The 25,689-nt window shown below is 66.3% G+C and carries 27 protein-coding genes; 21 read left to right on the forward strand and 6 right to left on the reverse strand.

Annotated elements, in window-relative coordinates; translation table 11 throughout:
- The first annotated feature begins 29 nt into the window (after positions 1-29).
- The 6 genes from ACZYZF_RS00110 to trmD all read left to right on the forward strand — a co-directional run bounded on the left by ACZYZF_RS00110 (position 30) and on the right by trmD (position 3,842).
- Positions 30-1,247, forward strand: coding sequence for an osmoprotectant NAGGN system M42 family peptidase (locus tag ACZYZF_RS00110; RefSeq protein WP_463745954.1), 1,218 nt, complete (start codon positions 30-32; stop codon positions 1,245-1,247).
- A gap of 19 nt (positions 1,248-1,266) precedes the next feature.
- On the forward strand, positions 1,267-1,698 hold the full coding sequence (locus tag ACZYZF_RS00115) for a nuclear transport factor 2 family protein (RefSeq protein WP_463745955.1): 432 nt from the start codon (positions 1,267-1,269) through the stop codon (positions 1,696-1,698).
- 171 nt (positions 1,699-1,869) lie between these two features.
- Positions 1,870-2,358 (forward strand): 30S ribosomal protein S16, encoded by a 489-nt coding sequence (gene rpsP, locus ACZYZF_RS00120; protein WP_463745339.1) that lies wholly within the window; start codon positions 1,870-1,872, stop codon positions 2,356-2,358.
- Positions 2,359-2,366: 8 nt separating this feature from the next.
- The gene (locus ACZYZF_RS00125) at positions 2,367-2,609 is read left to right on the forward strand and encodes an RNA-binding protein (RefSeq protein WP_003881089.1); all 243 of its coding nucleotides are present in this window, start codon (positions 2,367-2,369) and stop codon (positions 2,607-2,609) included.
- Positions 2,610-2,619: 10 nt separating this feature from the next.
- Positions 2,620-3,147 carry a ribosome maturation factor RimM gene (gene rimM / locus ACZYZF_RS00130; RefSeq protein ID WP_463745340.1) on the forward strand — a complete coding sequence of 176 codons (528 nt, stop codon included), beginning with the start codon at positions 2,620-2,622 and terminating at the stop codon, positions 3,145-3,147.
- 11 nt (positions 3,148-3,158) lie between these two features.
- Positions 3,159-3,842 (forward strand): tRNA (guanosine(37)-N1)-methyltransferase TrmD, encoded by a 684-nt coding sequence (trmD, locus tag ACZYZF_RS00135; protein ID WP_463745341.1) that lies wholly within the window; start codon positions 3,159-3,161, stop codon positions 3,840-3,842.
- Here trmD and ACZYZF_RS00140 read toward each other — a convergent pair.
- Positions 3,839-4,795: a serine hydrolase gene (locus tag ACZYZF_RS00140; RefSeq protein ID WP_463745342.1), complete on the reverse strand. Its 957-nt coding sequence runs from the start codon at positions 4,793-4,795 to the stop codon at positions 3,839-3,841. The genes trmD and ACZYZF_RS00140 overlap by 4 nt on opposite strands.
- A 324-nt stretch (positions 4,796-5,119) precedes the next feature.
- Between ACZYZF_RS00140 and rplS the strand changes: the two genes are divergently transcribed.
- The 5 genes from rplS to ACZYZF_RS00165 all read left to right on the forward strand — a co-directional run bounded on the left by rplS (position 5,120) and on the right by ACZYZF_RS00165 (position 8,789).
- Complete coding sequence (rplS, locus tag ACZYZF_RS00145; RefSeq protein ID WP_029111328.1) at positions 5,120-5,461, forward strand: 50S ribosomal protein L19; 342 nt, start codon at positions 5,120-5,122, stop codon at positions 5,459-5,461.
- Between the two features lie 67 nt (positions 5,462-5,528).
- Entirely contained in the window at positions 5,529-6,380 is an 852-nt protein-coding gene (lepB, locus tag ACZYZF_RS00150) for a signal peptidase I (protein WP_463834243.1), read from the forward strand.
- Between the two features lie 19 nt (positions 6,381-6,399).
- Positions 6,400-7,215, forward strand: coding sequence for a ribonuclease HII (locus ACZYZF_RS00155; protein WP_463835098.1), 816 nt, complete (start codon positions 6,400-6,402; stop codon positions 7,213-7,215).
- On the forward strand, positions 7,212-7,517 hold the full coding sequence (locus ACZYZF_RS00160) for a DUF2469 domain-containing protein (RefSeq protein WP_003881082.1): 306 nt from the start codon (positions 7,212-7,214) through the stop codon (positions 7,515-7,517). The genes ACZYZF_RS00155 and ACZYZF_RS00160 overlap by 4 nt, the downstream gene beginning before the upstream one ends.
- Positions 7,518-7,586: 69 nt before the next feature.
- Positions 7,587-8,789 (forward strand): amidohydrolase, encoded by a 1,203-nt coding sequence (locus ACZYZF_RS00165; RefSeq protein ID WP_463745957.1) that lies wholly within the window; start codon positions 7,587-7,589, stop codon positions 8,787-8,789.
- Here ACZYZF_RS00165 and ACZYZF_RS00170 read toward each other — a convergent pair.
- Genes ACZYZF_RS00170 through ACZYZF_RS00185 form a run of 4 tightly spaced genes read right to left on the reverse strand, consistent with a single transcriptional unit; the run spans position 8,776 to position 12,995 of the window.
- Positions 8,776-9,480: a dienelactone hydrolase family protein gene (locus tag ACZYZF_RS00170; RefSeq protein WP_463745344.1), complete on the reverse strand. Its 705-nt coding sequence runs from the start codon at positions 9,478-9,480 to the stop codon at positions 8,776-8,778. The genes ACZYZF_RS00165 and ACZYZF_RS00170 overlap by 14 nt on opposite strands.
- 24 nt (positions 9,481-9,504) lie before the next feature.
- Positions 9,505-10,959, reverse strand: coding sequence for a protein adenylyltransferase SelO (locus ACZYZF_RS00175; RefSeq protein WP_463745345.1), 1,455 nt, complete (start codon positions 10,957-10,959; stop codon positions 9,505-9,507).
- Between the two features lie 19 nt (positions 10,960-10,978).
- Positions 10,979-11,365, reverse strand: a complete 387-nt coding sequence (locus ACZYZF_RS00180; protein ID WP_463745346.1) for a DUF2237 family protein — start codon at positions 11,363-11,365, stop codon at positions 10,979-10,981.
- Positions 11,366-11,390: 25 nt separating this feature from the next.
- Positions 11,391-12,995: a PucR family transcriptional regulator gene (locus tag ACZYZF_RS00185; protein WP_463745347.1), complete on the reverse strand. Its 1,605-nt coding sequence runs from the start codon at positions 12,993-12,995 to the stop codon at positions 11,391-11,393.
- A gap of 113 nt (positions 12,996-13,108) precedes the next feature.
- Between ACZYZF_RS00185 and ACZYZF_RS00190 the strand changes: the two genes are divergently transcribed.
- Together ACZYZF_RS00190 and ACZYZF_RS00195 are read left to right on the forward strand one after the other, a co-directional pair.
- The gene (locus ACZYZF_RS00190; protein ID WP_463745348.1) at positions 13,109-14,611 is read left to right on the forward strand and encodes a CoA-acylating methylmalonate-semialdehyde dehydrogenase; all 1,503 of its coding nucleotides are present in this window, start codon (positions 13,109-13,111) and stop codon (positions 14,609-14,611) included.
- A 13-nt stretch (positions 14,612-14,624) separates the two neighbouring features.
- Complete coding sequence (locus ACZYZF_RS00195) at positions 14,625-16,010, forward strand: aminotransferase class III-fold pyridoxal phosphate-dependent enzyme (RefSeq protein ID WP_463745349.1); 1,386 nt, start codon at positions 14,625-14,627, stop codon at positions 16,008-16,010.
- A 151-nt stretch (positions 16,011-16,161) separates the two neighbouring features.
- Here the strand turns inward: ACZYZF_RS00195 and ACZYZF_RS00200 are convergent, their stop codons facing one another.
- Positions 16,162-16,773 (reverse strand): TetR/AcrR family transcriptional regulator, encoded by a 612-nt coding sequence (locus tag ACZYZF_RS00200; protein WP_463745350.1) that lies wholly within the window; start codon positions 16,771-16,773, stop codon positions 16,162-16,164.
- 163 nt (positions 16,774-16,936) lie between these two features.
- On the opposite strand from ACZYZF_RS00200, the gene ACZYZF_RS00205 reads away from it, so the two are divergent.
- From ACZYZF_RS00205 to ACZYZF_RS00240, 8 genes are all read left to right on the forward strand, one after another.
- Positions 16,937-18,223 carry a cytochrome P450 gene (locus ACZYZF_RS00205; protein ID WP_463745351.1) on the forward strand — a complete coding sequence of 429 codons (1,287 nt, stop codon included), beginning with the start codon at positions 16,937-16,939 and terminating at the stop codon, positions 18,221-18,223.
- Positions 18,224-18,225: 2 nt separating this feature from the next.
- Positions 18,226-19,056 (forward strand): TauD/TfdA dioxygenase family protein, encoded by an 831-nt coding sequence (locus ACZYZF_RS00210; RefSeq protein ID WP_463745352.1) that lies wholly within the window; start codon positions 18,226-18,228, stop codon positions 19,054-19,056.
- 59 nt (positions 19,057-19,115) lie between these two features.
- Positions 19,116-19,667, forward strand: coding sequence for a carboxymuconolactone decarboxylase family protein (locus ACZYZF_RS00215; protein ID WP_463745958.1), 552 nt, complete (start codon positions 19,116-19,118; stop codon positions 19,665-19,667).
- A gap of 14 nt (positions 19,668-19,681) precedes the next feature.
- Positions 19,682-20,614 carry a TIGR03564 family F420-dependent LLM class oxidoreductase gene (locus ACZYZF_RS00220; protein ID WP_463745353.1) on the forward strand — a complete coding sequence of 311 codons (933 nt, stop codon included), beginning with the start codon at positions 19,682-19,684 and terminating at the stop codon, positions 20,612-20,614.
- Between the two features lie 29 nt (positions 20,615-20,643).
- On the forward strand, positions 20,644-21,693 hold the full coding sequence (locus ACZYZF_RS00225) for an NAD(P)H-dependent amine dehydrogenase family protein (protein WP_463834245.1): 1,050 nt from the start codon (positions 20,644-20,646) through the stop codon (positions 21,691-21,693).
- Positions 21,694-21,854: 161 nt separating this feature from the next.
- Positions 21,855-22,595 (forward strand): HAD-IIA family hydrolase, encoded by a 741-nt coding sequence (locus ACZYZF_RS00230; RefSeq protein WP_463745959.1) that lies wholly within the window; start codon positions 21,855-21,857, stop codon positions 22,593-22,595.
- Positions 22,595-23,500: an arginase family protein gene (locus tag ACZYZF_RS00235; protein ID WP_463745355.1), complete on the forward strand. Its 906-nt coding sequence runs from the start codon at positions 22,595-22,597 to the stop codon at positions 23,498-23,500. Before ACZYZF_RS00230 ends, ACZYZF_RS00235 begins: the two co-directional genes overlap by 1 nt.
- 36 nt (positions 23,501-23,536) lie before the next feature.
- Positions 23,537-25,681, forward strand: a complete 2,145-nt coding sequence (locus tag ACZYZF_RS00240; RefSeq protein WP_463834246.1) for a thiamine pyrophosphate-dependent enzyme — start codon at positions 23,537-23,539, stop codon at positions 25,679-25,681.
- Positions 25,682-25,689 lie beyond the last annotated feature (8 nt).

A 25,689-nucleotide genomic window follows, 5' to 3' on the forward strand; every position in this document is an offset into this window, starting at 1 on the left:
GGGGAGACACCGTGGCCGAACCTGCCACCATGCCGGAGGCGGAACGCAAGTGGATGGTCGACACTCTGCTGGCGTTGCTGCAGACCCCGAGCCCGTCGGGACGAACCGACGCCGTGATGCAGTTGATCGGCGACATTCTCAACGACCTCGGCGTGCCGTTCACCCTGACCCGGCGCGGCGCGTTGACCGCCGAACTGCCGGGTGAGTCGCCAACCATCGACCGGGCGCTGGTGGTGCACTCCGACACCATCGGGTGCATGGTCCGGGATCTGAAGGACAACGGCCGTCTCGAGTTGGTCCCGGTCGGTACGTTCTCCGCGCGGTTCGCCGCGGGGGCCCGGGTGCGGATCTTCTCCGACGACCCAGACGAGTTCTTCACGGGCACGATCATGCCGCTCAAGGCCAGCGGGCACGCATACGGAGACGAGATCGACACCCAGCCCACCGACTGGGAGCACGTCGAGGTCCGGGTGGACCGCAACGTGGCGACCCGTGCGGATCTGGAACGTCTGGGGCTGAACGTGGGTGACTTCGTCGCGCTGATCGCCAGCCCCGAACTCACCGAGGATGGCTTCGTGGTGTCCCGGCACCTCGACGGGAAAGCCGGGGTGGCGGTCGCGTTGGCTCTGGCCAAGACCATCGCCGAGCAGAAGATCGTGCTGCCGCACCGGGCGACGCTGATGGTGACCATCACCGAGGAGGTGGGGCACGGCGCAAGTCACGGGCTTCCGCCCGATGTGGCCGAACTGGTCTCGGTCGACAACGCGGTCTGCGCCCCCGGACAGCACTCGATCGAGCACGGTGTGACGATCCCGATGGCCGATCTGCACGGCCCGTTCGACTATCACCTGACCCGCAAGCTCTGCCGCCTGGCCAAGGGGCAGGGCATTCCGTTCGCGCGTGACGTGTTCCGGTACTACCGGTCCGACGCGGCGGCTGCCATCGAAGCGGGCGCAGGTACCCGGGCGGCGCTGGTGGGTTTCGGTCTGGACGGCAGCCACGGCTGGGAACGGACTCACCTGGACTCGTTGGAGGCCACCTATCTTCTGCTGAATGCCTGGCTGCAGACACCGTTGACGTTCGAGGCGTGGGATTCCAGCCCGACCGGTGCGCTGCGTGATTTCCCGTCCTCGAAACAGCCGGCGCCCAGCGAGCAGTGGGTGCCGCTGTCCCGCGGCGATTTCACCGAACCGGGTGACGCCTCGCCAGGGGAGCATTGGCCGCCTTCGGAGGGACCGCATACGTGACGTGGTGTTGAATCGAATGGTGCTGAGCCTGGAAGAGATTTCGGACCGTCTTGAGATCCAGCAGTTGTTGATCGACTACTCCACGGCGATAGACCGCCGACTGTTCGATGACCTCGATGTGGTGTTCACCTCCGATGCCTATATCGACTACCGGGCAATGGGCGGCATCGATGGCCGATACCCGGAGGTCAAGGCCTGGCTGGCCGAAGTGTTGCCGAACTTTCCGGCCTACGCCCACATGCTCGGGAACTTCGATGTGCGCATCAAGTACGACGCGGCCGGCGACACCGCATCTTCGCGCACCATCTGCTTCAACCCCATGGTGCTGCCGGGGCTGGAGCAACAGGTGTTGTTCTGCGGGCTCTGGTACGAGGACGAGTTCGTGCGGACCGCCGACGGTTGGCGGATGAGCCGCCGCGTCGAGACCAAGTGTTTCGACAAGGTCGTCTGACCGCGCACAATTTTGGTCAGTACTGCCTGCTCTGGCACAATTGGGCGCTGTCTGCCGCGCGACTCGTTCAATGCGCTGCGCGGCGGTCACACACGTAAGGCAAAACCGGATCGGGCAATTCCGCCCGCATCGCCGAATTGCAGCGTGACACTCAAGGAGAAGTGCTTACACATGGCTGTCAAGATCAAGCTCACCCGGCTTGGCAAGATCCGTAACCCCCAGTACCGCATCGCTGTCGCCGACGCGCGCACCCGCCGCGAAGGCCGCTCCATCGAGGTCATCGGCCGTTACCACCCGAAGGAAGAGCCGAGCCTGATCGAGATCGATTCGGAGCGCGCGCAGTACTGGTTGGGCGTCGGTGCTCAGCCCACCGAGCCGGTTCTGGCCCTGCTGAAGATCACCGGTGACTGGCAGAAGTTCAAGGGCCTGCCGGGCGCCGAGGGCACGCTGAAGGTCAAGGAGCCCAAGCCGTCCAAGCTGGACCTGTTCAACGCGGCGCTGGCCGAGGTCGAGAGCGGCGGCGGTGCGGCTGCTGTCACGCCCAAGAAGAAGAAGGCTCCCGCCAAGAAGGATCAGCAGGACGAGGCTGCAGCCGAAACCGCCGAGGCTGCGGCGCCGGCTGCTGAGGCCGCTGCCGACGACGCCGCAAGCGAGAGCTGAGCATCGCAGTGAGTTCTGTCGTGGTCGACGCCGTCGAGCACCTGGTCCGCGGCATCGTGGACAATCCCGACGACGTACGTGTCGACATGGTCACCAGCCGCCGTGGGCGGACCGTCGAGGTGCACGTGCACCCCGATGACCTGGGCAAGGTCATCGGGCGCGGCGGCCGCACGGCCACTGCGCTGCGGACCCTGGTCGCAGGCATCGGTGGGCGCGGTATTCGCGTCGACGTGGTGGACACCGACCAGTAGCGTCGGATTCATGGACCTGGTTGTCGGGCGGGTTGTCAAAGCTCACGGCATTACCGGCGAGCTCGTCGTCGAGGTCCGCACCGACGACCCGGACGCCCGGTTCTTCCCTGGCGTGGTCCTTCGGGGCCGCGCCAAGGGGGGCACCGAGCGCACTTTCTCGGTCGATTCCGTGCGGGATCATGCTGGTCGGCTACTGATTCGTCTGGCCGGTATCGCCGACCGCAATGCGGCCGATGCGTTGCGCGGCACGGTGTTCATCGTCGATACCGCCGACCTGCCCGCGATCGATGACCCCGACGAGTTCTACGACCACGAGCTCGAAGGACTGCGGGTCGTCACGGCCGACGGCACCGCGGTGGGGGCGGTCCGTGAGGTACTGCACACCGCGGCCGGAGAGCTGTTGTCGGTCAAGGCAGATGCCGATGGCCGCGAAATACTCGTGCCGTTCGTCAGCGCCATCGTCACGTCGGTGTCCCGGGATACCGGAACTGTCGTCATCGAACCTCCGGACGGTCTGCTGAATCTGGACCTGGTCTGACGGGCCGCACTGTGCACATCGACGTCCTCACGATCTTCCCGGCCTATCTCGATCCGATCCGGCAGTCGTTGCCGGGCAAGGCGATTGACGCCGGAATACTCTCGATTGCCGTGCATGACCTGCGGAACTGGACGCGGGACGTGCACCGGTCGGTGGATGACTCGCCGTACGGCGGCGGCCCGGGGATGGTCATGAAAGCCCCCGTATGGGGCGAGGCGCTCGACGAAATATGTTCTGAGAAAACACTTTTGGTTGTGCCGACGCCGGCGGGCCGTCCCTTCACCCAGTCCGTTGCCGAGCGCTGGAGTGCGGAGTCGCACCTGGTGTTCGCGTGCGGACGGTACGAGGGGATCGACCAGCGGGTGGTCGACGACGCCGCCCGCCGGATGCGGGTCGAAGAGATTTCCATCGGTGACTACGTCCTCAACGGGGGCGAGTCGGCGGCGCTGGTCATGATCGAGGCGGTGGTCCGGTTGATGCCCGATGTTTTGGGTAACCCCGCATCGCACCAACAGGATTCGCATTCCGACGGCCTGCTTGAGGGGCCCAGCTACACCCGTCCGCAGAGCTGGCGTGGGCTGGATGTGCCCGAGGTGCTGCTGTCGGGGGATCACGCCAAGGTCGCGGCGTGGCGCCAGGAGCAGTCGTTGCAACGCACGCGGGAGCGCAGGCCCGATCTGCTCGACGAATCCTAGATCCGACCGCCGGGGAACATCGTCTTGACGGCGTCGGTGATGGTGTCGCGCGCGGTGGCGGCGTTGGTGGGCTGCAGCGAGCCGATCACCATGATGAAGCGTCGGTCGGCGCCGATCACTCCGGTGGACAGGTGCATCCAGTCCGAACCGATGCAGCACATCCAGCCCTGCTTGACCGCGACCGGTTCGGCGTAGAGGCCTTCGGGGATGCCGAATCGCTGAGGGTAGATGCCACCCGGTTGCGTGCCGTCGATGGCGTTCGGGGTGGACTGGGCCAGGTTGGAAAGGATGACGTTGGCCTGTTCGGCGGGCAGACCGCCGCTGCCGTTCATCATCATGTCGTAGTAGCGCACCAGGTCGGCCGCGGTGCTGATGGTGTTCCACCACCGCCCGTCGCTCGGTGGGCGCGTCGAGCCCAAGCCGTAGCGGGCAGCCACCCGGTTGACGATCGCGCTGCCGCCGCTGCGGTTCCAGAAGACCTCGGCGGCGCTGTCGTCGGACGACCGCAGCATCACGTCGAGGTTTTCGCGGTCCTCCGGGCTCAGGACGGTCTGGCCCTTGGCCTCCTGCAGGAGCAGGTCATCGGCGATGAACAACTTCACCACCGACGCAATGGCGATGGTGGTCCCGTTTCCGTTGGACACCAGTTGGCCGGTGTTGCGGTCGAGCACCAGCAGTGTGATCTCGGCGCCGGCGTCGGCGGCGTCCTGGGTGGCCTGTTGCGCGCGGTCCTCGATGCCCATGAAGGCGGCGGCAGGTTCTCCGGGCGGCGCCTCGGGGAGCGGAGCCAGGCTGCCCTGCGGGACGACGACGGTCAGTTGCGGCGCCCCGGCCGGCGCCGGGGGCGTTCCGTAGACCCGGGCTTCGCAGCCGACCGTCACGACCGCCATCGCGACCACTGCAGTCATGCTGACTGCGCTCGCCAGCATCGGCTTCGACGGCCGCCGTCGCATGGTCCTCCTTGAACCGTCAACGAAACCCGATGGGCTCTGCAGGACCGGCGCATCGGTGGGTGAAGCCTAACGGTTCGCCCCTCGGCCCGCGTGGTTAGTAGTGCTCGCAGTATGGTGCAGGAGTTGGGCCGAACGGGTGGACCGACCCGCCGGATTTCACGGTATGGGGACCCGTCTGGCACAATTGAGCAGTTGTCTGCGCAGGACTGGGCCGGCTTGTCCGCGTTCCGCTGCGAGATGCAACCCGATACACCCGAAAATAGCTTCGGCTGCGCGCCATGTGCGCGCCCGTCCGGAGCCGCGAACAACAAGGAAGTGTCACCGATGAACACGCTGGACTTCGTCGATCAGGCGTCGCTGCGCGACGACATCCCGACCTTCAGCCCCGGCGACACCGTGAACGTTCACGTGAAGGTGATCGAGGGCTCGAAGGAGCGCATCCAGGTCTTCAAGGGTGTCGTGATCCGTCGCCAGGGCGGCGGCATCCGCGAGACCTTCACCGTGCGTAAGGAGAGCTACGGCGTCGGCGTCGAGCGCACCTTCCCGGTGCATTCGCCCAACATCGACCACCTCGATGTCGTGACCCGCGGTGACGTGCGTCGCGCCAAGCTCTACTACCTGCGCGAACTGCGCGGCAAGAAGGCGAAGATCAAGGAAAAGCGCTGAGCGCGCTGCTCCGCCTGACGATGCTCCCGTCCCGGGACCGGTCACAACGCTCGCTACTGTGGTGCCTGTGACCGGACCCACCGACTCTGCCGACGCGCGCCCGGAGGGCAGCATCGAGTCCGATTCGGACATCGATTCTGATTCAGTGGAGTCTTCGGACGCGTCGCACGACGAGTCCACCAAGGGCAAGCACTCCACGGCCCGCGAAATCGCCATTTTGGCGACTATCGCCCTGGTGCTCTATTACGTGACGCTGACGTTCATCGCGCGTCCGTATCTGATCCCGTCGGAATCCATGGAACCCACGCTGCACGGCTGCGCCGGGTGCGTGGGTGACCGGATCATGGTCGACAAGGTCACCTTCCGGTTCTCCAAGCCGGAGCCCGGCGATGTGGTGGTGTTCAAGGGCCCGCCGTCGTGGAACATCGGCTACAAGTCGATCCGTTCGGACAACACTGCGATCCGGTGGGTGCAGAATGCCCTCTCTTTCGTGGGCTTCGTGCCGCCCGATGAGAACGACTTGGTCAAGCGGGTCATCGCGGTGGGTGGCCAAACGGTGCAGTGCCGTGCCGATTCCGGTCTGACCGTCGACGGTAAACAGCTGAACGAGCCTTATCTGGACCCGGCCACCATGATGGCCGATCCGGGAATCTATCCGTGCCTCGGCCCTGAGTTCGGTCCGGTCACCATCCCGCCGGACCGACTGTGGGTGATGGGTGACAACCGGACCCATTCGGCAGATTCACGGTTCCACTGCAGCAATCTGCCCGCCGACGGGCAAAAGGGCCTGTTGTGTACCGGCGATGCGATGGCCGGCACCGTTCCGGTGGAGAATGTGATCGGAAAGGCGCGGTTCATCGCCTGGCCACCGTCCCGATGGGGCGGTATCAACGGCGTGAACCCACAGACCGACTCCTAGGAGCTGCCCTGTGCCTCCAGTGGCGAAGGCGTCGTGGCCGCCGCGAACGGTGATCCGGAGATCATCTGGTCTGCGCACCCTGGAATCCGCGTTGTATCGCAACGGTCTCGGCCCGGTCGCCGGAGTGGACGAGGTGGGCCGCGGGGCCTGCGCGGGACCTCTGGTGGTGGCGGCGTGTGTGCTCGGACCCAATCGGATGGACAGCCTCGCCTCTCTCGACGATTCCAAGAAGTTGGTTGAGCGGGAGCGGGAGCGGCTGTTTCCTCTGATTCGCCGGTATGCGCTGGCATATCACGTGGTGTTCATCCCGTCCGATGAGGTAGACCGGCTCGGTGTTCACGTGGCCAATATCGAGGGCATGCGACGTGCGGTGGCGGGGTTGTCCCTGCGGCCCGGGTATGTGCTGTCCGACGGGTTTCGGGTGCCGGGCCTGGCGGTGCCGTCCTTGCCGGTGATCGGCGGAGATGCCGCGGCGGCCTGCATCGCGGCGGCCAGCGTGCTCGCCAAAGTCAGCCGGGATCGGTTGATGGTCGAGATGGAGCAGCATCATCCCGGCTACGGGTTCGCCGAGCACAAGGGATACAGCACGCCGGCGCACTCGGCGGCGTTGACGGAGTTGGGGCCGTGTTCGGAGCACCGCCACTCGTATGTGAACGTGCGGCGGGCCGCAGAGACGGCAGATGTGCGGCGGGCCGCAGAGACGGCAGATGTGCGGCGGGCCGCAGAGATGACAGACGCGCGACGGGATGTGGCACCAATGCGGCATGCTGAAGTGACGTACGCAAAGATGGTCGACAGGGCATCAGTACAACGAGAAGGACAGCACACCAGATGAGCGCCGAGGATCTCGAGAAGTATGAAACCGAGATGGAGCTCTCGCTTTACCGCGAATACAAGGACATCGTCGGGCAGTTCAGCTATGTCGTTGAGACTGAGCGCCGGTTCTACCTCGCCAACAGCGTGGAGCTGATTCCGCGTAACTCCGAGGGCGAGGTCTATTTCGAATTGAGGCTCGCCGATGCCTGGGTATGGGACATGTATCGCCCGGCCCGATTCGTCAAGCAGGTGCGCGTCATCACGTTCAAGGACGTGAACATCGAAGAGGTCGAAAAGCCCGAATTGCGGTTGCCGGAGTAGCAGCGGGCGGAGGAGCAGGCGGTGGCGACGATCAGTAACCGGGACGATGTTCGCCGTCGCGCCGACGCGGTGCTGACGCGCTTGCCCGAGGTTCGCACGTGGCAGGAGCCCCTTTACCGGGACCTGCACCAGAATCCCGAACTCTCCCATCAGGAACGGCGTACCGCCGGCGTGGTGGCTGCGCGGCTACGGGATTCCGGCCTGACCGTCCACGAAGGCGTCGGTGGGACGGGTGTGGTCGGTGTTCTGGGTAACGGCGACGGCCCGCGGGTGCTGATGCGCGCCGATATGGACGCGCTGCCGGTGACTGAGGCGACGGGGCTGCCGTACGCGAGCACTCACGAGGGAGTCATGCATGCCTGCGGGCACGACGTCCACGTGACCTGCCTGCTGGGAGCGGCCGAATTATTCGCCCGGGCAACAGATCACTGGCAGGGCACCGTGATTGCCCTCTTCCAACCGGCCGAGGAGGTCGGTGATGGCGCGTCGGGGATGGTCGACGATGGTCTGGCCGATCTGATCGGTCCGGTCGATGTGGCGCTGGCTCAGCACGTCATGCCCGCGCCCGCCGGACACGTCGCGGTGTGCAACGGCCCGGTACTGGCGGCGGCGGACAGCATGCGAATCACCGTCTACGGACGCGGCGGCCACGGGTCGATGCCACAGGCGACCGTGGATCCGGTGGTCCTGGCGGCGATGATCGTCATCCGGCTGCAGACGATCGTCTCGCGCGAGGTGGCACCTACCGAGACGGTAGTGCTAACGGTTGGCAGCATTCACTCGGGGACCAAGAGCAATGTCATCGGCGACCACGCGGTGCTGGAACTCAACCTGCGGACCTACGACGTGTCGGTGCGCGCTGCAGTGCTCGCTGCGATCCGCCGCATCGTCGTTGCCGAATGTCAGGCATCCGACTCGCCGCGCGAACCCGAATTCGAGCTGTACGCCAGCTTTCCGCTGACGGTCAACGATGACGCTGTCACCGACCGGGTGCATGCAGGGTTCGCCGAGTTCTTCGGTTCCCGGGCCGCCACGATGGGTGCGCAGGCTGCCAGTGAGGATTTCAGCGATATCCCCACCGCGTTGGGTGCTCCGTACACGTACTGGGCGGTCGGCGGCATCGACGCGCAGACCTACCGCACGGCGGCAGCCGCCGATCGCGTGAGTGCGGACATTCCGGTGAACCATTCGCCGCGGTTTGCCCCGGTACTCCAGCCGACCCTGGACACCGGGACCCAGGCTCTGGTGGTGGCCGGGCTCAGTTGGCTTTAGCGCTCAGGTGCTCACCGAAGAACGCGAACACGCGCGACCATGCGTCGGCGGTGGCGGCCTCGTTGTAGCCGAAGCCGGTGATCCGCAGGATCGCCTGCCCGGGCAGCTGATTGGCGAAGCTGTGACCCGCATCGGGGTAGACCTTGATATCGGACGGGATGTTCTTGTCGTCGACGATGCGCTGGAGACGGGCGGGCGCGCCGATCCCCATGGGGTCGCGGCGACCGAAGCTGGCCACCACCGGGCACGAGGCGTCCAACGTCTGGTCCAGTCGCCGGGGCAGCGGGGTGCCGTAGAACGGTGCTGAGGCACCAAATCCTTTGGGGCCCAGGATCAGTGCGAACTGCCCGCCCATGCAGAAGCCGGCGATACCGACAGTTCCGGTGCACTCCGGTTGCGCACGCAGGTGATCGCGGGCGGCCAGGATGTCGTCGAGTGCCCGGCCGCGCTGGGTCATCAGTTCCCGCATCACCCGGGTGATGCACCGGCCCCGACCGCCGCGTGCGTAGAGATTCGGTGTGAGCGCAAGATAGCCGGCGGCGGCGATGCGTTCGGAGATCGCCTCGTTGTCGGGGGCGTAGCCGATCGCGTCATGGATGATCACCACCCCGGGCCACGGCCCTGCGTCACCGGGGACACTCAGCAGAGCGTCGATCGGACCGGCCGGGGTGTCCATGGTGATCGTCGTCACCCGACCCACGGTAGCGGCTGATCCTCAAGTTCCGCAGAACGTGCGGTAGGCGCCGAAGTCGTCGGGTGCTGGTGCGGCATATCGCTCGAGCCCGGGGCGCTCATCGCAGGGCGCCGAGAGGGCACCCATGAGGTCCTGGAGGGGTTGCAGATCATCGGCGGTCGCCGCGGTCAACGCCTCCTCGACCAGGTGATTGCGGGGAATGTAGACGGGGTTGACGCGGTCCATCGCGGCGGTGTCAGGGCGAACGGCGGTCCACCGTGCCAGCCACTCGTCGAATCCGCCGTCGATGGGGGCCTCTGCGCGCGCAGCACGGCTGAGATCGCGAAAGAACGACGTGTAGTCAGTTCGGTTCTGCTGCAACAGAACAAGCAGGTCATCGATCAGCGCGCGGGCCGCCTCGTCGGAGACATCGCCGGGCAGTCCGAGCTTGGCGCGCATTCCGGCCGACCATGCCGCGTCGAACTTCTGCCCGAACTCGTGCAGTGCTCGGGTGGCCAGCTCGACGGCCTGGTCGCCCTCGTCGGCGAGCAGGGGCAGCAGGGTCTCGGCGAAGCGGGCCAGGTTCCACGCGGCCGCGTTCGGCTGATTGCCGTAGGCGTACCGACCGCCATGGTCGATCGAGCTGAATACCGTTGCGGGATCGAAGGTTTCCATGAAGGCGCACGGACCGTAGTCGATGGTCTCGCCGGAGATGGTCATGTTGTCGGTGTTCATGACGCCGTGGACGAAGCCGACGAGCATCCATTGGGCCAGCAGCGCGGCCTGTGCCGAGACGACCGCCTCGTACAGCGCCAGGTAGGGGTTCTCGGCGTCGGCCGCGTCGGGATAGTGCCGCGCGATGGCGTGGTCGGCCAGACGGCGCAGCAACGCGATGTCGCCGACGGCCTGCGCGTGCGCGCTCGCGTACTGGAAGCTTCCGACCCGTAGGTGGCTGCCGGCGATCCTGGCCAGCACCGCCCCGGGCAGCAGGGTTTCGCGCCGGACGTCCCGTCCGGTGGCCACCACGGCCAGGGCGCGGGTCGTGGGGATGCCCATGGCGTGCATCGCCTCGCTCACGATGTACTCCCGCAACATGGGTCCGACGACGGCCAGTCCGTCGCCCCCGCGGGCGAACGGAGTGCGTCCCGACCCTTTGAGATGCAGGTCGCGGGGAACGCCGTCGGCGTCGACGAACTCTCCCAGAAGCAGGGCGCGGCCATCGCCCAGTCGCGGGACGTACCCGCCGAACTGATGCCCGGCATAGGCCTGCGCAACCGGGGTGGCGCCGTCGGGAACGACGGTGCCCGACAACAGGCCGAGGCCGTCGGGGCTGCGCAGCCAGGACGCGTCGAGGCCGAGGTCGGCCGCCAACGTCGCGTTGAGCACCAGCAACCGCAGTGCCGGTGCGGGTTCGGCCTGCCAGGCCACGGCCATCTCGGGCAGCGCGCGGGCGAAGCGGTTGTCCAGGATGACGGTCGGGTCGGATGCGACGCTCACATCTCGAGCCTACGGAGCGTCACAGACTGCCCAGGTCGTCGGGCACGTCGACGGCGTACTGCTGAAGGACGTCGAGGGGCACCACGTCCAGGGTGCGTTCGTGGGTAGCGGCCAGCACCACCGGGGCCGCCTTGCCGTCATCATGAGCGCGCAGCCAGTTGAGCGCGGTGACACACCAGCGGTCCCCGGGCATCAGACCCGGAAACCGGTACTGAGGTGCCGGTGTCGAGAGGTCGTTGCCGATCGACCGCTGGTGTTCGAGGAATTCGGTGGTCACGACAGCGCAGATGGTGTGCCGGCCCTCGTCGGCGTCGCCGGTCGAGCAGCACCCGTCGCGGTAGAAGCCGGTCAGCGGGTCGGTGCCGCACTCTTCGAGCGCGCCGCCCAGCACGTTGCGGTCAGCCATCGGTTCAGTATGGATCCCGGATGGCTCAGCGTGGTGGCAGCGGGGCCGCAGTGTGCTGCGCGTCGAGCACGAGTAGCGCCACGTGCAAGGAGGTCATCGATTCGCCGTCGTCGAGGTTGACGCCGAGCCGTCGTTCGATCGAGGCCAACCGGCTGTAGAGCGCCGGGCGGCTCATGTGCAGCCGTTTGGCCAGTGCGGACTTGTTGCCCGCGAGTTCCAGGTAACCGCGCAGTACTTCCATGTCGTCGCTGCCGTGGGCGGCATCGTGGATCAGCACGGCCTTGAGTTCGGTTTCGGCGAACGTCTGGACGCGCGGATCGTCGAGCAGCAGCGTGATCAATCCGCGCAGCCGGACATCCGAGGCGCGTACGAACGGACGGGCCGGATCCGGCATCGACGCGGCAACTTCGGCCACGTGCGCCGCTTCCCTCAACCCGTGGACGGCATCGGCGAACGCCGCAGCGTCGCCCCCGAGCGCGACCACGACCTTGTCCGTGTCGCCGCCACGGTCGATGGCCTCCCGCCAACCTTCGGCCAGGCGGCTCAGCGTGGCGTCGGCGCTGAGGCCGCGCCGCGGGGTCAACGCCAGCACCAGGCCGATCTCACCATCGCGTCTGATCGAGCAGATCGCGCTGTGCCCTTGAGCTTTCACGGTGTGGGCGACCGCATCGAGGATCTGGATGTTGCGGCGTTGCGTGCCGACCGGGTCGAGCCGGTCCGGTGGCGCACCCACGCGGACCGTAGCCGGCAGGTACGGCCCGGTGGCCCGCAGGCCGAGGGCGAGGGCACGGGCGTCGGCGTCGCGGTCGTCGGCGATCCGCTCGGCGAGGACGTCGTCGATCAGCCCGCTCTGGGCCTGATGTTCGAGGCCGGACCGGCCGCGCTCGGCCATGCGGTGCAGCGCTAGCGCTTGCGACGCCCGTTCCAGGACCATCTTGGCTTTGGCCGGGGCAGCCGGGGCGTGCGGGACGATCAGCCGGCCCCATTCCTCGGCCCGCGGGCCGACGGCGGTGGTGGCCCACCCCTCGGTCATCGCCCTGGACCGGCGTTGCCAGTCGGCCAGTACCGCGGTGGCCGGCTCGTTGCGGGGTGAGATCGCCAGCACCTGGCGGGACAGATCCTCGAGAACCACCGATTCGTTGATCATCTCGGCCGCTGCGCGCACGATGTCCGCCATCGACGGGCGCTTCATACTCAACTCGGTGAAGGTCTTGTGGGTGCGGTGGGCGAACTCGAGTTCCTCGTACTGATCGGCCACGATGAGCCGGTGCACCGCCTCGGTGACCTCGACGAACTTGGTCTCCCGATGCAGCACCACGAGCGCCAGACCGAGGGCTTGGGCGATCTCGCCGACGCCGGCGGGAAGGGTTTCGATGCGGGTGCCCAGTTCCACCACCACGCCGACGACGCCGGCTCGCCGCATCCGGTCCAAGTAGTCACGCGGTTCATCGCGCAGGGCAGAACCGGTGGTGAGCACCAGCTCGCCGCCCTGCAGCAGTCCGGCGAGGTCGGGCATGTCGCTGACGTGGACCCAGCGCACCGCCCGGTCCAGTTGTTGCGCGCTCAGTACCTCAGGTTGACCGGCCTGCACCACGGGGAGCTCGACGACGTCACGCACGGTCGGGATCATTTACAAAGTGTAATGAACTAGGCAACCAAGCTTACAAGATGACAGCGCCCGGATTGCTGCTGTTGGCTCAGAGTTATAGCCGTACTCCTAATGCCACAGGAAGGTTCGGACCCATGAGCAATGTCATCCAGCACTGGCGCGACGGCAAGGTCTTTGCCGGGACGTCGACGGCCACCGCCCCGGTGACCAATCCGGCGACGGGCGCGGTGACCGGTGAGGTCGCGCTGGCCAGTGTGGATGACGCGCGTGCGGTGATCGAGGCCGCGGCGGCGGCGTTCCCGGCCTGGCGTGACACGTCGCTGGCCAAGCGCACCTCGGTCCTGTTCGCCTTCCGGGAACTGCTCAACGCCCGCAAGGAGGAGTTGGCCGCGCTCATCACCGCCGAGCACGGCAAGGTGCTCTCCGATGCGCTCGGTGAGGTGAGCCGGGGGCTCGAGGTCGTCGAGTTCGCCTGCGGCATCCCGAGCCTGCTCAAAGGCGGTTTCACCGAAAACGCCTCGACCAACGTGGACGTGCACTCCGTCCTGCAGCCGCTGGGGCCGGTCGGCGTCATCTCGCCGTTCAACTTCCCGGCCATGGTGCCCATGTGGTTCTTCCCGATCGCCATCGCCGCGGGCAACACCGTGGTGCTCAAGCCGTCGGAGAAGGATCCGTCGTCGTCGCTGTGGATGGCTCGCCTGTGGGCCGAGGCCGGCCTGCCCGAAGGCGTGTTCAACGTGCTGCAGGGTGACAAGACCGCGGTCGACGAGCTGCTGACCAACCCCAAGATCAAGGCGATCTCCTTCGTCGGCTCCACCCCGATCGCCCAGTACGTCTACGCCACCGCCACCGCGGCCGGCAAGCGCGTGCAGGCTCTCGGCGGGGCCAAGAACCACGCCGTGATCCTGCCCGACGCTGACCTGGATCTGGCCGCTGACGCCATGGTCAACGCTGGTTTCGGTTCGGCTGGTGAACGCTGCATGGCAATCTCGGCCGCGGTGGCCGTCGGCCCGATCGCCGACGATCTGGTGGCCAAGATCGCCGAGCGCGCCGCCACGATCAAGACGGGTGACGGAACCCAGGATTCGGACATGGGTCCGCTCGTTACCAAGGTCCACCGCGACAAGGTGGCCTCTTACATCGATGCCGGCGAGGCCGACGGTGCAAAGGTCGTGGTCGACGGTCGTACCGTCCTGGACGGGGCGGGTCAACGGGATTCGGGCGGCTTCTGGCTGGGCCCGACCCTGCTCGACAACGTCACCCCCGAGATGAGCGTCTACACCGACGAGATCTTCGGCCCGGTGCTGTCGGTGTTGCGGGTCGAGACCTACGACGAGGCTCTTGCGTTGATCAATAACAACCCCTACGGCAACGGGACGGCGATCTTCACCAACGACGGTGGTGCCGCTCGGCGTTTCCAGAACGAGGTCGAGGTCGGCATGGTCGGCATCAACGTGCCGATCCCGGTTCCGATGGCCTACTTCAGCTTTGGCGGCTGGAAGGCTTCGCTGTTCGGTGACAGCCACGCGCACGGTGCAGAAGGCGTGCACTTCTTCACCCGTACCAAGGCCATCACCACCCGCTGGCTGGACCCCAGCCACGGGGGTATCAACCTCGGGTTCCCCGAGAACAAGTGAGAGAATTTCACCCATGACTGCGATTCAATCCTCCGTCGCGCTGCCCAACGGGTTGACCGTCGACGCGGCGAAGGCCGAGGCCGCGCGGGCCTATGAACTCGACCGCGCACACGTGTTCCATTCCTGGTCGGCGCAGGAGGAGATCTCGCCGATGACGATCACCGCCGCCCAGGGCTCGTATGTGTGGGACGGCGACGGCAACCGCCTACTGGACTTCTCGTGCCAGTTGGTCAACACCAATATCGGTCACCAGCACCCGAAAGTTGTTGCCGCCATTGCCGAGCAGGCTGCCAAGCTGTGCACGGTGGCCCCGCAGTACGCCAACTCGGCACGCTCGGAGGCGGCCCGGCTGGTTGCCGAGCGTACCCCCGGTGAGCTGAACAAGGTGTTCTTCACCAACGGCGGTGCCGACGCGGTCGAGCATGCGGTCCGGATGGCCCGCCTGCACACCGGCCGCTACAAGGTGCTCTCGCGCTACCGCTCCTATCACGGTGGCACCGACACTGCGATCAACCTCACCGGTGACCCGCGCCGCTGGTCCAACGACCACGGCAACGCCGGCACCGTGCACTTCAATGGACCGTTTCTCTATCGCTCGTCGTTCTACGCCGAGACCGAGGAACAGGAATCCCAGCGCGCGCTGGAGTACCTCGACAAGCTGATCCAGATGGAGGGCCCGGCCACCATCGCCGCGATCATCCTGGAGTCCATCCCGGGCACCGCGGGCATCATGGTGCCCCCGCCCGGATACATGGCCGGGGTGCGGGAGATCTGCGACCGCTACGGCATCGTGTTCATCGCCGACGAGGTGATGGCGGGATTCGGGCGCAGCGGAAAGTGGTTCTCCATCGAGCATTTCGATGTGGTACCCGATCTGCTCACCTTCGCCAAGGGCGTGAACTCCGGATACGTGCCGCTCGGCGGTGTCGCCATCAGCCCGGCCATCTACGAGACGTTCGCGCATCGCGCCTACCCGGGTGGGCTGACCTACTCCGGGCACCCGCTGGCCACCGCGGCCGCCGTGGCGACCATCAATGCGATGGCCGACGAGGGCATGGTCGAGAACGCGGCCAAGATCGGCGCCGAGGTCATCGGGCCCGGCCTGGCCGAGCTGGCCGCCAAGCACCGCAGCATCGGTGAGGTTCGCGGTGCCGGTGTGTTCTGGGCCGTCGAACTCGTCGCCGACCAGCAGACCCGGGAACCGTTGGCACCCTACGGCGGCTCCAGCCCGGCGATGAACGCCGTCGTCGGCGCGTGCAAGGCTAACGGCCTGCTGCCGTTCGCCAACTACAACCGCATCCACGTCGTGCCGCCGTGCAACGTGACGGCGGAAGAGGTGCGCGAGGGTCTGGCGATCCTCGACAAGGCGTTCGAGGTCGCCGATCAGCACGCGGTTTAGCGTTCCTTTTCGTCGAAATTGCGCTCAGGGACAAGTTTCTCGCGATTCTTGTCCCTGAGTGCGATTTCGGCGGCGGCTCGATCACCTCGACCGGCTTTAGATCTGCATTCCGGTCCCCATTTTACTAGGCGACCGCCTAGTCAAATTGGCGCTATAGGTTTTCCGCGACCGAGTCGGTCGCCCCCGAAGCCGGAACCTCGACGCGGGCGAGGTAGTCGCTGACGAGTTGCAGGGTCCGCTCATGCCCGGTGGTGATCCCCAGTCTGGCCTCGATGGTGATGAGGCTTCCGATGCTGGCGAGGAGAACCGACACCACCTCGGGGTCCAGTGCCGCCGACGCGTGATCGCGAAGGATGACCGTCAAAGCCGCGACCTGTGCCTCCCGGAAGCGCTCGGCTCCCGCGGCCAATTCCGCGCGAATCTCTTTGCGGTGATTTCCCAAGGCCATGAATTCCATGGTCAGGCGCGACCCTCTCGGATCGATTGTCATGTCCCACAAGGCATGTAGCGGTGTGCCCGAGTTCAGCGCTTCCCGCTGCGCCTCCAGACTGCGCTGGGCGCCTCTGTGCAGAACAGCCAAGTACAGGTCGTCCATGGTGGGGAAGTAGTAGTAGACCACCGCCCGTTGCACGCCGACTTTCTCGGCCACGCGGCGCGATGTCGCCGCAGCGTAGCCCTCCTCGAGCATGATCTCGGCTGTCGCATCAACCAGCTTGTCCCTGGTGCCGGTGTCCCGTTTGCCGGTTCCGCGTGATGCGGCCATCGCAGTCGTCCTGTTCCCGCCGCCCAGATGGCGGCGATCTCCCATGATCCCTTGACCCATGCCGTGCCCAGGTGTTAGGCATATGCCTGAATAGTTTACTAGGCGATCGCCTAATAAAACATGTCAGTCCGGCGGGGACGCAACCCAGGAGAGGGCATTTGCCATGACCGACCACGTCACCGGGGTGGATATCTTCACCGACCAGGAAGTGATCACCGATCCTTATGCGTACTTCGATGACCTCAGGCAGCGGTGCCCGGTGCACCTGATCGCACAACCCGGGGTGCTGGCTGTCACCGGCTACGACGAAGCGGTCACGGTCTATCGGGATGATGCAACCTTCTCGTCGTGCAACGCGATGGGTGGCCCGTTTCCGCCATTTCCTGTCGAGCCGGGTGTCGACGACATCACCGACGCAGTACAGAACAACCGTGAACACTGGGTGTTCAACGAGTTCATGGTCACGAAGGACGGCGCGGCCCACGACGACGAGCGCAGTCTGCTGCGGAGGTTGATGACGCCGAAGCGATTGAAGGACAACGAGTCCCAGATGGCTGGCATGGCAGACCGGTGCATTGATACGTTCATCGGCAACGGACGCTTCGAGCTCGTTGCGGAATACGGGAAGCCGTTCACCACCATGGTGATCGCCGACCTGCTCGGAGTCCCGCAGCAGGACCGCGACCACTTCCGCAAGATCTTCACGGGGCAACACGTCGCCGCCGTGGGCGGTGATTCACCGCTACCCGAGAATCCGTTGGAGTACATGTACGACACCTTCAGTGGATACATCGAGGAGCGTCGCGAACAGCCCCGCGACGACGTGCTCACCGCGCTTGCCACCTCGACCTATCCCGACGGATCGTTACCCGAGGTGCAGGCACTCGTCCGCTTGGCGACGTTCCTGTTCGGCGCGGGCCAGGACACCTCCTCGCGACTGCTGGCATCCGCTCTGCGATTCCTGGCCGAAGATCAGGATCTGCAAGCCGAACTGCGCGCAGATCGCGGCAGAATCGGCGACTTCATCGAGGAAGTGCTTCGTTTGGAGAGTCCGACGATGAGCGACTTCCGCATGACGCAGAAGACCACCCGACTCGGTGACGTCACCGTTCCCGCCGGCACGACGATCATGCTGCACCCTGGGGCATCCAACCGGGATCCGCGGAAGTTTCCCCGACCGGACGAACTCCAGCTCCATCGGTCAAATGTGCGCGAACACATCGCATTCGGGCGCGGCGCGCATTCCTGCCCCGGTGGTCCGCTGGCCCGAGCCGAAGGGCGAGTGACGCTGGAGCGCTTCCTGGACCGCACGTCGACCCTGACGATTTCCGAGGAGCATCACGGGGCCGCCGGGCAACGCCGCTACAACTACGACCCGACCTACATCATCCGCGGCCTGACCGACCTCCACCTCGAGTTCACCCCAGCCACCGGCACGACCAAGGACTGACAATGACCAGCTTCACTCCGATCTCCGACGCCATCGGTGTCGCGGTATCCGGACTCTCCACCGAGGACTTCCGCACTCCACAGATCACCGAACAGTGCCGAGAACTCCTGAAACGCCACGGTGTCGTCGTCTATCGCGAAGCGCACATATCCGACTCCGATCTGGTGACGTTCAGCCGGGCGCTCGGCGAGGTGGTGATCGCCAAAGCCGGTGCGCACCCGGACTATCCGGAGATCTCGCCGGTGAGCCTGGATCCGGCCAAAAGCCACTTGGCCGGCCTACGGCGCAGCACCATCTTCTGGCACGCCGACGGTTTGATGGACGACGTTCCCCAGAAGGCCACGTTGCTCACCGCACGTGATGTCGCCGACGACGGCGGCGACACCGAGTTCGCCAACACCTATGCCGCCTACGACGCACTGACAGAGACGAGGAAAGCGGACCTGGCCGCCTTCCGGGTGGTCCACAGCGTGGCCGCCTCACAACTGCTGCTCAATCCCGAACCCACACCCGAGCAGCGGGCGGCGTGGAACCGCGCGCCGTCCCGCGAGCATCCCCTGGTGTGGCGCCACCGCGACGGACGCCACTCGCTGCTGATCGGTGCGACGGCCGGCGAGATCGTCGGCATGACACCCGAAGACGGCCGCGCGCTCCTCGACGAGTTGCTGGACTGGACGACTCAACCGCTATTCGTGCTGCGACACCGATGGACCGTGGGTGATCTGGTCGTGTGGGACAACACCGGAATGCTGCACCGCGCAATCCCTTACGAGCCGGCCTCGCCGCGTTTGATGCACCGCACCACGCTCGTCGGTGAGGAGGAGATCGCGTGAGGTCAGCGGATAAGCCACCACGAATCGAACCTCTCCGGCCACGAGACTTTCCGCCCGAGATGCGCGCCGCGCTGGCGGCATTGCGGCCACCCAACCCGCGGCACGAACCACTTCCGACCACCGACCGGCCCAAGGCGCTCAAGGTGCTCGGAACCCTGGCTCACCACCCCGCGCTGGCACAGGCGTACTTCACCTTCAACGGCCATCTGCTGCTGGCGACAACACTGAGCGAGCGCCATCGTGAACTGCTCATCATGCGCATCGCCGTGGTCCGCAAATGCGGCTACGAATGGGCGCAGCACCTGTTCGTCGCGCGGGACGCGGGTTTGAGCGACGAGGAGATCGGCCGCATCGCCTACGGGCCGGACGCACCGTTCTGGAGCGCTGTGGAATCGGCGATGCTGCGTGCCGTCGACGAACTCATCATCGACGGCACTATCAGCGAAGCCACCTGGGGTGTGCTGGCGGCCGAACTCGACAAGCAACAGCTACTCGACCTGATCTTCACCGTCGGCGGATACGACACGCTCGCAAGGATGTTCAGCGCTCTCGATCTCGGTATCGACGATGACATCTACGAGCTGATGCAGAAGTATGACCAACTCTTCTAAGGCGGCGACACACGATGCGCATCGGACTCACGGGCGGCGGCTCCACCACCGAGAAGGTCGTCCAGCAGGCCCGCGACGCGGAGGAACGCGGCTTCACGGCGCTGTGGTACGCCAGCAGCGTCTTGCGCGACCCGCTCACCGCCATGGCCATCGCAGGTAGGGAAACCACTCGTATCGAACTGGGGACCGCGGTACTGCAGACCTATCCGTGCCATCCCATCCTGCAGGCCAATCGTGCCGCAGCCGCGGCCGAAGCAATGGGACGACCAGGATTCACGCTCGGTCTCGGTCCGTCGCACGCGCCGCTCATCCGCGACGTCTTCGGTATTTCCTACGACCGGCCCGGCCTGAACACCGAGGAGTATCTGCGTATCGTCACCGAACTCCTACGCGGCAATGCCGTCGACTTCACGGGACGTGACTGGAGCGCCCACGTCTCGGCCGGGCCGTCGCCCGTGTCCGTGCCGGTACTCCTGTCGGCGCTGTCGCCCCGGATGTTGCGTATCGCGGGGGAGTACGCCGACGGGACCATACTGTGGATGGCCTCAGCGGCGGCGATCGAAAAACTCATTGCGCCACGTATTTCGGCTGCCGCAGCGGCAGCCGGTCGCCCCGCGCCCCGCATCATCGCCGGACTTCCGGTGGCCGTGCACGACGACGAGGATCAGGCCCGCTCCGCAGTCGCGGCGACGGCCGGAATCTACGCGGCGATGCCCAACTACCGCCGGATCATCGAAATCGGTGGCGGATCGAGCCCGGCCGATGTCGCCGTAGTCGGCGATGAACGGTCAATCCAGCGGCAACTGGAGCAACTCGTCGAGGCCGGCGCCACTGACATCTGGGCCCAACCGGTCGCCGTCGGCGAGGACCGCGCCGGGCGGGCCGCATCGCGTGAGCGCACCCTGAACCTGCTCAGCCACCTCACCACCGCACGGCGTGCCGCGTGATCGAGCGTCGTCGAACCCGAAAGGAACCAATGAACAAGCTACGGGTAATCCAATGGACCACCGGCAAAGTGGGCAAGCTCAGCATGCGGGGGATCATCGACGATCCTCGCCTCGAACTGGTCGGGGTCTACGCGTATTCCGCCCAGAAGGCGGGCACCGACGCCGGACCGCTGTGCGGCCGCCCCGACACCGGAGTGCTCGCCACGACCGACATCGATACCCTCATCGCCTTGGGCGCCGACACCGTTCTGTACACGCCGTTCATGGCCGATCTCGACCACGCCGTCCGCCTGCTCGAAAGCGGTCTCGACGTGATCAGCACCAACCTGTTCCTCAACGTGGGCGGAATCCAGGGGGAAACCAAGGAGAAGCTGGCGGCGGCATGCGAACGCGGTAACAGTTCGCTGTACATCACCGGCGTCAATCCAGGCTGGATCAACACGATGGTGACGGCGATGACCGCCGTATGCCGTGACGTCCAAAAGATTTCGATCATCGAATCTGCAGACGTCTCGGTCTACGAGTCGGCTGAAACGTGGCAGGCGCTGGGCTTCGGCTTCCCCGAGGCGACTCCGGAAGTCATCGGTATGGCGAAGTTCGGGTTCGGCACTTTCGCCGACTCAGTTCAACGGATGGCGGTGGAACTCGGATTCGACATCGATGACCTGGAGTTCGTCGTCGAGTACCAGACTGCCTCGGAAAGAACCGATCTCGGGTGGTTCTGTATGGAGAAGGACACCATCGCCGCAATCCGGGGTGGCTGGAACGCCAAGGTGAAGGGCAAGACGGTCATCGAGTCACGCGTCGCCTGGTATCTCACCAAGAATCTCAACGGGGACTGGGAATTCGACGATGATCACTACCAGGTCGTAATCGACGGCGAGCCCGAGGTGCGGACCCGCATCCGCTTCGTCCCCTCAGAGCATTGGGGAAACCACGAATGGGACACCATGACGGCCATGCCGGCGGTGAATGCCGCGTTCAACGTCGCGGCGGCACCGGCCGGCATCCTGACTCTCAGTGACGTGGGTTTGCCCTGTGCGCCGGCAGGCGCCTGGTTGGCCGCCGGTGACAGCTGAGCGCCTCAGGTGACGGGCAAGCTGAGGCTCAGCGGTTGACTCATCGCGGCGCGTGCCACGCCATCACGACACCCTGTGGATAACGCCGTTGGCCCCTGATCGGCGCCGCGACTTGAGACACTGGACGAGTGCGTGCACCTGCCCAGTGCTGGCTTACCGACATGGACGGCGTCCTGGTGCGCGAGGAACATGCGCTGCCGGGTGCCGCCGAATTCCTGCAGACCCTGGCCGACAAGGAACGGCCATTCCTGGTGCTGACCAACAACTCGATCTTCACGCCGCGCGACCTGGCCGCCCGCCTGGCGCGTTCGGGGCTGATCGTGCCAGAAGCGTCGATCTGGACGTCGGCCCTGGCGACGGCGGCTTTTCTGAACGATCAACTGCCGGGCGGCTCGGCCTACGTGATCGGTGAGGCCGGGCTGACGACCGCGCTGCACGAGGTCGGCTACACCCTGACCGACATCGATCCGGACTACGTGGTGCTGGGAGAGACCCGCACCTATTCGTTCGAGGCGATCACCAAGGCCGTCCGGCTGATCCTCGGCGGTGCCCGCTTCATCGCCACCAACCCCGACGTCAGCGGCCCGTCGGCCGAGGGCCCGTTGCCCGCGACCGGGTCGGTGGCCGCCATGATCACCAAGGCCACCGGACGCGACCCGTACTTCGTCGGCAAGCCCAATCCGATGATGTTCCGCAGCGCGCTCAACCGGATCGAGGCGCACTCGGAGAACACCGTGATGGTCGGGGACCGGATGGACACCGATGTCGTGGCCGGGATCGAGGCGGGGCTGGACACCATCCTGGTACTCACCGGATCGACGTCGGTCGACGACATCGAGCGATATCCGTTCCGGCCGAGTCGGGTGCTGCCCTCGATCGCCGAGGCGATCGAACTGATCTGATGACGTCCGTCGAGCTGATCGGGGTGCCGTTCGACGGTTATGGCCGCCGCGGCAACCAGGCGCGGGCCGCGCAGGTGCTGCGGGATGCCGGACTGCTCAACGCTTTTGGTGCCGAACGCGTAGTCCGGGCTGGCGATCTTGACCTGCCTACCCCCGATCCCCGACGTGGACCGTCGACCGGCTTGATCAACGAGCCCGCACTCCTCGCGATGACGTCGTCACTCCACGACAGAGTTCGCAATGCATTGGTGGCCGAACGGTTCCCGGTCGTGTACGGAGGTGACTGTTCGGTTCTGCTGGGCATCGCCACCGGGATGCGTGACCACGCCGAGGACATCGGTTTGGTCTTCATCGACGGCCACGAGGACACCATGCCGCTGGACGTATCCGAGGACGGGGAGGCGGCGAACACCGAGATCGGGTTGCTCCTCGGACTGACGGGACGGACGCTCACCGGGCCGCTGGCCCGACAGCTGCCTGCGCTGCGGCGCGAGCTGTTGGTGGTGCTGGGCCCCCGCGACGACAGCTGGCGGCAGCAATTCAACGTCGGCACCCTCGCCGACTGCGGCGTGTGGCTGGCGCCGCTGGCCGAGGTGGCGCGCAATCCGGCCGCCGTCGGTCGTCGGGCTATGGGGCACCTGACGCGCAATGCGGAGCGTTGGTGGCTGCACATCGACCTCGACGTGCTGGACCCGGCCGAGTTTGCGGCCCAGGGACTGCCCGGCGTACCCGACGAGCCGGGGGGCCTGACCTGGAGCCAGCTCACCGAACTCGTCCTGAGCCTGCGCGACACCGAAATGCAGTGCATCGGGTGCAGCATGGCGATCTACGACCCCGACCAGGATCCGTCACTGGCGGGCGCCGGTCGGGTCGTCGAATTTGCCAGGGCTGCACTGGCGCACTAGGTGAGGTATCAACCAGCCGCAAATTCAGGAGGTCCGGTGACCGAATCCATCGATGAACACTTCACCGCGACGGTATCCGTGTTGACCGGCCCCGGACCGGCCGAACCGCTCACGCTGAACGTACCGAATCCCTTGGCTCTCTTCGATGCTCAGCTGGGCAGCAGGCATCTGGACCTGGCCGCGCGCTGGCTGCGCTCACAGGGCAAGGGCTACTACACCATCGGTTCGTCAGGGCACGAGGGCAATGCCGCCGTCGCCGCGGCGTTGCGCCCGAGCGATCCGGCGCTACTGCACTACCGGTCGGGCGGCTTCTACCTGGCCCGCGCCGCGCAGGTCGACGGCTCCGATCCGGTGCGTGACGTGCTGCTGGGGCTGGTGGCGGCCACCTCTGAACCGATCTCCGGCGGGCGGCACAAGGTGTTCGGCCGTCATGACCTGAACATCATTCCGCAGACCTCGACCATCGCGTCACATCTGCCGCGGTCGGTCGGGGTGGCCTTCTCGATCGCCCGCACCCGCAAGCTCGGAGTGGCTTGCCCGTGGCCGGAGGATGCGGTCACGGTGTGCAGCTTCGGCGACGCCTCGGCGAATCACTCGACGACCGTCGGTGCCGTCAACGCCGCCCTGCACGCCGCCTACCAGGGCCTGCCGATGTCGCTGCTGTTCGTCTGCGAGGACAACGGCATCGGGATCAGCACGCCGACACCGCGCGGTTGGATCGCCCGGGCCTACGGCGATCGCGAGGGGCTGCGGTACTTCTCCGCCGACGGCTGCGACGTCGTCGACGCGTTCGATACCGCACGGACCGCGGCCGATTGGGTTCGTCGCGAACGCAGGCCGGCCTTCCTGCATCTGCGGATGGTGCGGCTCATGGGTCATGCCGGCAGCGACTACGAGCCGGCCTACCGGCGTCCCGTCGACATCCTCGCCGACTACGAGCGAGATCCGGTGCTGAACACCGCAAGAACACTTGTGGCCCATGGCATCCTGACGCCAGATGAGGTTGTGCAACGCTATGAGGCGAAACGTGCCGAGGTGATGGAGTTGGCCCGCGAGGTCGGTGACTATCCGCAGTTGGACAGTGCCGCAGCTGTCATGCGGCCACTGTGCGACACACTCGACGAGGCCAGGGCAGTCTGCGTCGACGCGCCGGGCGAGCCCGGCGGCGAACCGTTGACCCTGGCACTGGCCATCAACACGGCCCTGCAGGACATCCTGCAGGGCCACCCGGAGACGATCGTGTTCGGTGAGGACATCGCCCGAAAGGGTGGGGTCTACGGGGTGACCCGTGGTCTGGAGGCGGCCGCCGGGCGGGCGCGGGTGTTCGACACCCTGCTCGACGAACAGACGATCCTGGGACTGGCGCTCGGAGCGGGCGTCTCGGGACTGGTGCCGATCCCGGAGATCCAGTACCTGGCCTATCTCCACAACGCGGCCGACCAGGTCCGTGGTGAGGGAGCCACCCTGCAGTTCTTTTCCAACCGCCAGTACCGCAACCCGATGGTGGTGCGGATCGCCGGCTACGGGTACCAGAAGGGGTTCGGTGGCCATTTCCACAACGACAACTCGATCGCGGCGATCCGCGACATCCCCGGGGTGGTGATCGCCTCACCGGCACGGCCCGACGACGCCGCGGCCATGCTGCACACCTGCGTCGCCGCCGCGAAAACCACCGGCGCCGTGTGTATTTACCTCGAACCGATCGCGTTGTACCACACCAGGGATCTGCACGATGACGGCGATCAGCAGTGGCTGGCGGCCTACCCGGACAAGCCGGTACAGATCGGGCGGGCCCGCACCTACGGCGACGGCGCCGACCTGACGATTCTGACGTTCGGCAACGGTCTGTGGCTGAGCCTTCGGGTGGCTCGCCGCTTGGGGCGGGCCGGGATCGCCACCCGGGTGGTCGACCTGCGCTGGCTGTCGCCGCTGCCGGTCGAGGACATGCTGCGCGAGGCGGATGCGACCGGGCGGGTGCTCATCGTCGACGAGACCCGTCGAACCGGGGGAGTGGGCGAAGGCGTCCTGGCTGAACTCCTGGACCACGGCTACACCGGCCGGGTGCAGCGGGTGGCCAGTGCCGACAGCTTCATCCCGCTCGGCGACGCCGCGCTACAGGTGCTGTTGTCCGAGGACACCGTCGAGGCTGCCGCGGTGAAACTGGCCGGACACCGGCCTTGATAGCTTGA

The sequence above is a fragment of the Mycobacterium sp. IDUB_24 genome, from assembly GCF_055419385.1.

Bases quoted from the DNA above. Each gene is read 5' to 3' on its own strand.
- ACZYZF_RS00110 (WP_463745954.1), top strand. From the start codon at position 30: ATGCCGGAGGCGGAACGCAAGTGGATGGTCGACACTCTGCTGGCGTTG.
- rpsP (WP_463745339.1), top strand. From the start codon at position 1,870: ATGGCTGTCAAGATCAAGCTCACCCGGCTTGGCAAGATCCGTAACCCC.
- rimM (WP_463745340.1), top strand. From the start codon at position 2,620: ATGGACCTGGTTGTCGGGCGGGTTGTCAAAGCTCACGGCATTACCGGC.
- ACZYZF_RS00140 (WP_463745342.1), bottom strand. From the start codon at position 4,795: ATGCGACGGCGGCCGTCGAAGCCGATGCTGGCGAGCGCAGTCAGCATG.
- rplS (WP_029111328.1), top strand. From the start codon at position 5,120: ATGAACACGCTGGACTTCGTCGATCAGGCGTCGCTGCGCGACGACATC.
- ACZYZF_RS00160 (WP_003881082.1), top strand. From the start codon at position 7,212: ATGAGCGCCGAGGATCTCGAGAAGTATGAAACCGAGATGGAGCTCTCG.
- ACZYZF_RS00180 (WP_463745346.1), bottom strand. From the start codon at position 11,365: ATGGCTGACCGCAACGTGCTGGGCGGCGCGCTCGAAGAGTGCGGCACC.
- ACZYZF_RS00185 (WP_463745347.1), bottom strand. From the start codon at position 12,995: ATGATCCCGACCGTGCGTGACGTCGTCGAGCTCCCCGTGGTGCAGGCC.
- ACZYZF_RS00190 (WP_463745348.1), top strand. From the start codon at position 13,109: ATGAGCAATGTCATCCAGCACTGGCGCGACGGCAAGGTCTTTGCCGGG.
- ACZYZF_RS00195 (WP_463745349.1), top strand. From the start codon at position 14,625: ATGACTGCGATTCAATCCTCCGTCGCGCTGCCCAACGGGTTGACCGTC.
- ACZYZF_RS00200 (WP_463745350.1), bottom strand. From the start codon at position 16,773: ATGGCCGCATCACGCGGAACCGGCAAACGGGACACCGGCACCAGGGAC.
- ACZYZF_RS00205 (WP_463745351.1), top strand. From the start codon at position 16,937: ATGACCGACCACGTCACCGGGGTGGATATCTTCACCGACCAGGAAGTG.
- ACZYZF_RS00210 (WP_463745352.1), top strand. From the start codon at position 18,226: ATGACCAGCTTCACTCCGATCTCCGACGCCATCGGTGTCGCGGTATCC.
- ACZYZF_RS00215 (WP_463745958.1), top strand. From the start codon at position 19,116: ATGCGCGCCGCGCTGGCGGCATTGCGGCCACCCAACCCGCGGCACGAA.
- ACZYZF_RS00220 (WP_463745353.1), top strand. From the start codon at position 19,682: ATGCGCATCGGACTCACGGGCGGCGGCTCCACCACCGAGAAGGTCGTC.
- ACZYZF_RS00225 (WP_463834245.1), top strand. From the start codon at position 20,644: ATGAACAAGCTACGGGTAATCCAATGGACCACCGGCAAAGTGGGCAAG.
- ACZYZF_RS00230 (WP_463745959.1), top strand. From the start codon at position 21,855: ATGGACGGCGTCCTGGTGCGCGAGGAACATGCGCTGCCGGGTGCCGCC.
- ACZYZF_RS00235 (WP_463745355.1), top strand. From the start codon at position 22,595: ATGACGTCCGTCGAGCTGATCGGGGTGCCGTTCGACGGTTATGGCCGC.